This window comes from Pantoea sp. ARC270 (assembly GCF_003236725.1).
Classification (GTDB): Bacteria; Pseudomonadota; Gammaproteobacteria; order Enterobacterales; family Enterobacteriaceae; genus Pantoea; species Pantoea anthophila.
On record NZ_PUGA01000003.1, the window covers coordinates 147821 to 154719 of the forward strand.

At 59.7% G+C, this 6899-nt stretch carries 7 protein-coding genes; 1 reads left to right on the top strand and 6 read right to left on the bottom strand.

The annotated features are described in order from the left end of the window. Window positions 1-11: 11 nt before the first annotated feature. Genes CKF42_RS02930 through CKF42_RS02950 form a run of 5 tightly spaced genes read right to left on the bottom strand, consistent with a single transcriptional unit; the run spans window position 12 to window position 5079 of the window. Window positions 12-1079, bottom strand: coding sequence for an ABC transporter permease (locus CKF42_RS02930; protein WP_009090581.1), 1068 nt, complete (start codon window positions 1077-1079; stop codon window positions 12-14). Window positions 1080-1096: 17 nt separating this feature from the next. Beyond that, entirely contained in the window at window positions 1097-2623 is a 1527-nt protein-coding gene (locus CKF42_RS02935; protein WP_111207465.1) for a sugar ABC transporter ATP-binding protein, read from the bottom strand. 10 nt (window positions 2624-2633) lie between these two features. Further along, window positions 2634-3245: a DUF2291 family protein gene (locus tag CKF42_RS02940; protein WP_111207467.1), complete on the bottom strand. Its 612-nt coding sequence runs from the start codon at window positions 3243-3245 to the stop codon at window positions 2634-2636. Between the two features lie 45 nt (window positions 3246-3290). Continuing rightward, the gene (locus CKF42_RS02945; protein WP_046101702.1) at window positions 3291-4226 is read right to left on the bottom strand and encodes a D-ribose ABC transporter substrate-binding protein; all 936 of its coding nucleotides are present in this window, start codon (window positions 4224-4226) and stop codon (window positions 3291-3293) included. A 55-nt stretch (window positions 4227-4281) separates the two neighbouring features. Continuing rightward, window positions 4282-5079 (bottom strand): GolD/DthD family dehydrogenase, encoded by a 798-nt coding sequence (locus tag CKF42_RS02950; RefSeq protein WP_111207469.1) that lies wholly within the window; start codon window positions 5077-5079, stop codon window positions 4282-4284. Between the two features lie 352 nt (window positions 5080-5431). Between CKF42_RS02950 and CKF42_RS02955 the strand changes: the two genes are divergently transcribed. Beyond that, a complete protein-coding gene (locus CKF42_RS02955; RefSeq protein WP_111207471.1) occupies window positions 5432-6244 on the top strand; it encodes a DeoR/GlpR family DNA-binding transcription regulator in 813 nt (270 codons plus the stop codon). A 200-nt stretch (window positions 6245-6444) separates the two neighbouring features. On the opposite strand, the gene CKF42_RS02960 is transcribed toward CKF42_RS02955, so the two are convergent. Beyond that, window positions 6445-6899: uroporphyrinogen-III C-methyltransferase (locus tag CKF42_RS02960; protein WP_233501020.1), on the bottom strand; the 455-nt coding region annotated here is incomplete at its 5' end.

The following is a 6899-nucleotide window of genomic DNA, read 5'->3' on the forward strand; positions in this document are numbered from 1 at the left end:
CATTACTCCTGTTACGTGTGACGCACATCAGTGAGGGGTGCCGGCTGCGGCTTTTTTTCATGGCGACGCAGCAGCACCACTTTGCTTTGCAGACGCTGCTGGAACTGATCAATCACCACGGCCGTGACAATCACCAGCCCTTTAATCACCATCTGCCAGAAATCGCTGACGCCCATCATCACCATGCCATCCGCCAGGAAGACGATAACGAAAGCGCCAATAATCGAGCCGGAGACGCGCCCGCGTCCCCCCGCCAGCGCGGTGCCGCCCAGTACGGTGGCCCCGATGGCGTCCATTTCAAACATGTTGCCGGTCATCGGGTGCGCGGTCTGCAGCTGAGACGCCACCACCAGCCCCACCAGCCCGGCGCAGAGGCCGGAAAAGGCGTAGACAAAGATTTTAACTTTGATGATCGGCACCCCTGCCAGCCGTGCGGCGGACTCGTTGCCGCCCGTGGCATAGATATAGCGCCCCAGCGGCGTTTTGCGCGTCAGGTAGAGTCCCAGCAGTAAAAAGCCGAGCATCAGCCAGATAGGCAGATAGACGCCCAGCAGGGTGCCGGACCCCAGCACGGCAAAGCCGGTGTTGCCCAGGGCGGGCAGCCCGACCAGATTGGCGTAGGTGCCGCCATCGTTAAACAGCAGCGCCGCGCCCCGCGCCACATACATCATGCCCAGGGTGCAGATAAAGGGCGCCACGCCCAGCCGGGTGATCACCGTGCCGTTAATCAGTCCGGCCAGGATGCCAAAGAGGGCTACCACCAGAATCACTTCGGGCACGTTGAGAAACAGCGTGTTGCCGCCCCATAGCGGAATGCCATTGGTCAGCAGCGCGCCCGCCACCATCCCGCAGATCCCGGCCACCGCGCCCACCGAGAGGTCTATGCCGCCGGTCAGGATCACCAGCGTCATCCCTATCGCCAGCAGCCCGGTGATCGCCACGTGCTGCGTCATGATCAGCAGATTAGAGGGGGTGAGAAAGTTCGGTACCATCACGCTGAAAAAGCAGACCACGATCAGCAGCGCAATGAAGGTGCGCGCTTTGAGCAGGTACATGTAGAGCAGATATTTTTGGTTCATCAGATTCTCCGGCCCGCTTAATCCTGCGGGGTTGATGCCGCGATAAGGTGTTCGCGCGTGGCCGCTGCGCGGGGCAGATCGGCCGTTATCCGGCCATCGGCCATCACTAAAATCCGGTCCGCCAGTGCCATCACCTCATCCAGTTCGGAGGAGGAGAACATCACCGCCAGCCCCTGCTGCGCCAGATTGCCAATCAGGTGATAGACATCGGTCTTCGCGCCCACGTCGATGCCGCGTGTCGGCTCATCCAGCAGGACCACCTGCGGCCCGGTCATCAGCGCCTTACCCAGCACCACCTTCTGCTGATTACCGCCGCTCAGCGACGTGACCGGCAGGTCGGGATCGCTGACTTTGATCGCCAGATGGCCGATCATCTCACTGACCCGCTGCTGCTCGCGACGCGGGTTGAGCCGCCCCAGCGCCCGACGAAAGCCGCGCAGGCTGAAGTCCGAGAGCGTCATGTTGGCGGTGATCGACATCAGTTCAATCACCCCTTCGCCTTTGCGATCCTCCGGCACCAGCGCAATGCCGCTTTTCAGCCGCTGCTGGAAGCTGCGTCTGGCCAGATCGCGGCCCGCCAGCCGCACCCGGCCCGACTGGCAGGGCATCAGGCCAATCAGCCCTTTAAACAGTTCTGTCCGACCAGCGCCGAGCAGGCCATAGATGCCGATTACCTCCCCCTTGCGCAGCGTAAAACTCACCGCATTCAGCCTGTAGCCTCCGTTCTGATGCAGGGCAGTCAGCCCCTCCACCTCCAGCACGGTTTCCCCCTGCGGGGCAGGCTGGAAGTCGAACTGTTTTTTCCGGTCGCCCACCATCTGCGCGATAATCCACGGCACGCTGGCGTCGCGCACCTCGCGCTCACTGATAAAGCGGCCATCGCGGAAAATCGTGATGTGATCGCCGATCTCCATCAGCTCCTCCAGCCGGTGGGAGATGTAGATAATGGTGACGCCGCGCCGCTTGAGCTGCTCAATGACGCTGAACAGCACTTTCACCTCCGACTGGCTGAGCGCGCTGGTCGGCTCGTCCATGATCAGCACCCGGGTATCCTTGGAGAGCGCCCGGGCAATCTCCACCAGCTGCTGATGACCGATACCCAGCTCGCCCAGCGGCGCAAAGGGATCGACATCCAGCTGCAGCCGCTCCAGCAGCGACTTCGCCAGCGCATACTGATACTTCTCGTTGATCACCCCACGCTGGAAAAACTCGTTGGCGATAAAGATGTTGTCCATGACGTTCATGTTTGGAAACAGGTTCAGCTCCTGAAAAATGATGCTGATCCCCTGTTTCTCCGCCTGCTGGGTGGAGTGAAGCGACACCGGCCGGCCATCCAGCAGAATCTCGCCCGATGAAGGCGTCTCCACGCCGGCCAGCATCTTCATCATGGTGGACTTCCCGGCGCCGTTCTCGCCGATCAGGACATTCACTTTGTTGCGGTAAACCCGGTAGTTGACCTGATCGAGTGCGGTTACGCCGGGGTAAAGACGCGACAGGTTGCGCGTTTCAATAATCACATCGCCGGGCTGTTGAGGTTGCTGCATCTGCCGCTCCTTATTGCCGGGAAATGGCGGCCGGGGTGATATCCGGCAGCTGTTGCGGAATGTCCCAGCTGCTGAACACGCCGGTCACCTTCACCTTATCGCCCACCTTCGGCGCGAACTGCTGCATCATCTGCGAGGCGTGCTGATTAATCGCCTTGCCGAAGTCACCGAACAGCACCTGGTCGTTAAAATCCTGATAACCTGCGCCCCGGTAGCCATCACGCAGTGCGGTGCCACGGATGATCGGCCCGATCTGAATAGTGACACTGTCACCTGATTCATCCTTTACGGTCATCTTTCCGCTGCGTGAAGTGGTGTTGACTGCCGTCACATCGCCCTGTACCGAGACGCTGAAGATGCAGGGATTCTCCGCCTGAGTGCGATAGCCGTAGGTCTGACAGGCAGTGTCAAAATCTTTGGCTGACCGCATTGCGGTCAGCAGCGCTGACACGGGCCGCGCCTCCGCCTGGAGCTGCGGCACCAGCTTCTGCTGCCAGAGCTGGTCAATATCAGCCATCTTCGGGTTAGGGGGATTTTTCAGGTCAGCCAGCTCCTGCTGCGACACAATTCGGCAGCCACTCAGCAGCGTGACCACCAGCGTCAGCCAGACTCTTCGGGACATCTTCTTCTCCCAGGCGCCCGCCAGCGCAGGCGCGGCAGCGGTTAATTACGACTTGTAGTTGAAGTCCTGAACGCCTTTGGCATTCTCCGGGGTGATCAGAATGCCGCGGAACATCACCCGCTGTTTTTCCGGCTTCACGCCCTTCTGAATAAAGTTGTCGAGATCGGTCACCCCTTCGGCGGCAATCGCCTGCGCCTGCAGCATGACGGTGGCTTTCAGCGTGCCGGCTTTCACCGCGTCGCGTTCGTCGTTGCTGCCGTCAATCCCGACCACAATCACGTCGTCACGCCCCGCCGCTTTCAGTGCCGCAATCGCCCCCAGCGCCACCGGCCCGTTGCCGCAGATGACCCCTTTTACATCCGGGTGCGCCTGCAGGATGCTGTCCATGATGCGCTTGCCGTCGATCAGCGTGCCTTTGGCATCCTGACGCGCCACGCTCTGCATGTCGGGATATTGATCCAGCACCTGATGGAACGATTTCGAGCGTGTCACGCAGTTGTTATCCGCCAGGTTGCAGGCAAGTTCGGCGTACTTACCCTTTTCACCCATCTTTTCCACGAAGACGTTGGCCACGTCAGAGCCGGCCTGAAAGTTGTTGTGGGTGATCTGGGCCAGCGCCACGTCATCCACCGGAATTTCACGGTTGATCAGCACCACCGGGATCCCGGCATCTTTGGCTTTTTTAATGGCCGCCACGCTGGCAGTGGAGTCAGCGTTATCGAGCACGATACCCTGCACTTTTTTACCAATCGCGGCGTCGATCAGTTCGCTCTGCTTCTTCACATCTTCACCATGCGACAGCACGGTGGTTTTGTAGCCCAGCTCCTGCGCTTTAAGATTGGCCCCTTTGGCCTCTGACGCGTAATAGGGATTATCGAGTGAGTTAACCAGGATCATAATGGTGCCTTTTTCGGCGGCAAACGCCGCCTGCGAAACCAGACAGGCAGCCACGGCACTACACAGCAGGGTACGGTTTTTCATGATGTTCTCGCTTATCGTTATGTCAGGGTGTTCATTCCCGGGTGTCAGCGTGGCGTTACCAGATGGTGAAGCCCCCATCGATCATCAGGTCCGCGCCGGTAATCATGTCGCTGCCGTTGCTGGCGAAAAAGAGCACGGCGGCGGCGATCTCGTCGGTGTAGGCAAAGCGTCCCAGCGGGATCAGCTTTTTCATCTGCTCGCCCTTCTCGCCGCGCCACGCTTTTTCGCCCATTGGCGTCAGCACCACGGTGGGCGACAGGGTGTTTACGTTGATACGATGCGGGGCAAACTCTTTCGCCATGACTTTGGTCATGCCGAGCAGGCCCGCTTTGGCTGAGGTGTAGGCGACATGGTTGTCGATAGCGATCGAGGCAGCCTGTGAGGCGATATTGATAATTTTGCCGCCCGCACCCGCCCGGATCATCAGTCGTGCAGCCGCCTGCGAGCAGAGAAAAGGCCCGGTGAGGTTGACGGCGATCTGCTTCTGCCACTCGGCAAAGTCGGTCTCCACCACCGGCTGCAGCATCACGTAGCCTGCGCAGTTCACCAGAATGTCGATGCGGCCATAGTGGGCAACCACCGTCTCAAAGGCGGCGTCGACAGAGGCGGGGTCGGTAACGTCACAGCAGACAAACCGGACCCGGTCGGCGGCAAAGTCCTTCTGCAGACTGGCAACCTTCTCCGCTTCAAACGGCGGATAGAGCAGTGCCAGACGCGCCCCCTTCTCCAGCAGCATGCCGTTGGTGGCCATCGCAATCCCGCCCAGCCCGCCGGTCACGACGGCCACTTTGTCACCCAGATTCAGGGCGGTATCCACGCCGTAGCGCAGGTTTACGTCATATTCACCACTCATCCCACTCTTCCCCTCAGATTTTTGCTGATGCCGTTGGCTTACTCATTTTCGAACAAAAATATATGCTATCGAAAAGAAATGATATGTGGAGCAGATCAAATTTCGACCATCTCACAGCCCGCGCCGCTTATCTGATTGAAAAGGCGTGATCTGGCTTGCAGTAGTGAAATAAAGCCTGACAGGCGCGATCCGGAAAGCGTGAGAGATTCAACGACCTGTCTGCTTTTTATTTTCATTCGAAAATCAATGACGCGCCGGGCTATCTCGCATTCAGAAAAAGGGCGCGTTAAACTCAGCCACAAAGAGCCTGTTTGCCCGACCCGTCAGGTCACTGGAAAAGGGAGCATTTCGATTGAAAAGCAAAAGTGAGCAGTTCGCTGACATGCAGCAACGCCGCGAGAAAATTCTGGAGATGATCCGTGAGGATGGCACCGTCACGGTTAAAGCCCTGACGGAAACCTTTGGGCTGACGGAGGCCACCCTGCGCAGCGACCTGCGTATGCTGCAAAAACAGGGGTTTGTACAGCGCTATCACGGCGGCGCGACCCTGATGACCGGTAAACAGAACAGCGGTGCAATGCTGCTGGAGCGGCAGACACATCTGGAAGAGAAAGAGGCAATTGGCCGACTGGCGGCGCAGCACATCGAAAATGGGGATACGGTGATTTTCGATTCCGGCACCACCACCACGGCCATCACTGATGCCCTCAGCCATATCCGGCGTCTCTCCGTGGTAACGACCGCGGTGAATATCGCCCTGAAGCTGGGTGGCGAGCCGGGGATCAACATCCTGCTCACCGGGGGCACCTTTAAATTTCCGACGCTCTCCACCTCTGGCGAAAAAGCGGCCAGTTTCTTTGAGAACGTGCTGGCTGAAAAACTCTTTCTGGCCACCGCCTGCATCTCGCCGCGTCTCGGCCTGAGCTTTCCCAGTGAAACCGACATCAAGGTAAAACTGGCGATGATCAAATCGGCCAGCACGGTTTACGTGGTCGCCGATTCGAGCAAAATCGACAAAGTATCGATGTTTGCGCTGCCCTGCGACTGGAGCCACATTCACTATCTGATTACCGACAGCGGCATCAGCGCTGCTCAGGTCAGCGCGTTCGAAGCGCTGGGCGTGAAAGTGCTGGTGGCCCCTCTACCCATGAAGCGGGCGATGTAACGGATTAGCACGCAGCGTTTTGAGCTAAAGAAAGCACTGCCGTCAGCCGGGCAGGTAAGGCCTGCCTGAAGAGCAAAGTGTGCGAGCCAGGGAGGGCGAGCCCAATCCGCAGGGAGGCGGGAATCCTTTGCGATCAGGCAGGCCTTTCCTGCACGACGCACCGCTCTCACAGCCTGCCCCTGCTGCACGACGCACCGCCCTCACAGCCCGCTCCAGCCTGCGCCTGCTGCACGCACAACGCCCTGCTCCTGCAAATCTGCCCGGTAAAACCGCACGACGTCTCCTACCATCAGCAGCGACGGCGACACCGGCTGCGCCTGCGCCACCGTCTCCGCCAGCCCGCCCAGGGTAGTGATCAGCACCCGCTGATCCGGCCGGGTCCCCTTTTCGATAATCGCCACCGGCGTCTCTCTGTCGCGCCCGTTTGCCTGGAGCTGCGCACTGATCGAGGCACTCCAGCTCAGCCCCATATAGAACACCAGCGTCTCATTCACCGCCGCCAGCGCAGCCGCATCCAGCTGCGGCTCGCCCAGCCGCCCATGCCCGGTAATCAACCGCAACGACTGAGCGCAATCCCGGTGCGTTAGCGGGATGCCGCTGGCCGCCGCACAGCCCACCGCCGCCGTGATCCCCGGCACCACCTCACAACGGATCC

Coding starts and splice junctions, on each gene's coding strand:
- CKF42_RS02930 (WP_009090581.1), bottom strand. CDS start 1,079: ATGAACCAAAAATATCTGCTCTACATGTACCTGCTCAAAGCGCGCACC.
- CKF42_RS02935 (WP_111207465.1), bottom strand. CDS start 2,623: ATGCAGCAACCTCAACAGCCCGGCGATGTGATTATTGAAACGCGCAAC.
- CKF42_RS02940 (WP_111207467.1), bottom strand. CDS start 3,245: ATGTCCCGAAGAGTCTGGCTGACGCTGGTGGTCACGCTGCTGAGTGGC.
- CKF42_RS02945 (WP_046101702.1), bottom strand. CDS start 4,226: ATGAAAAACCGTACCCTGCTGTGTAGTGCCGTGGCTGCCTGTCTGGTT.
- CKF42_RS02950 (WP_111207469.1), bottom strand. CDS start 5,079: ATGAGTGGTGAATATGACGTAAACCTGCGCTACGGCGTGGATACCGCC.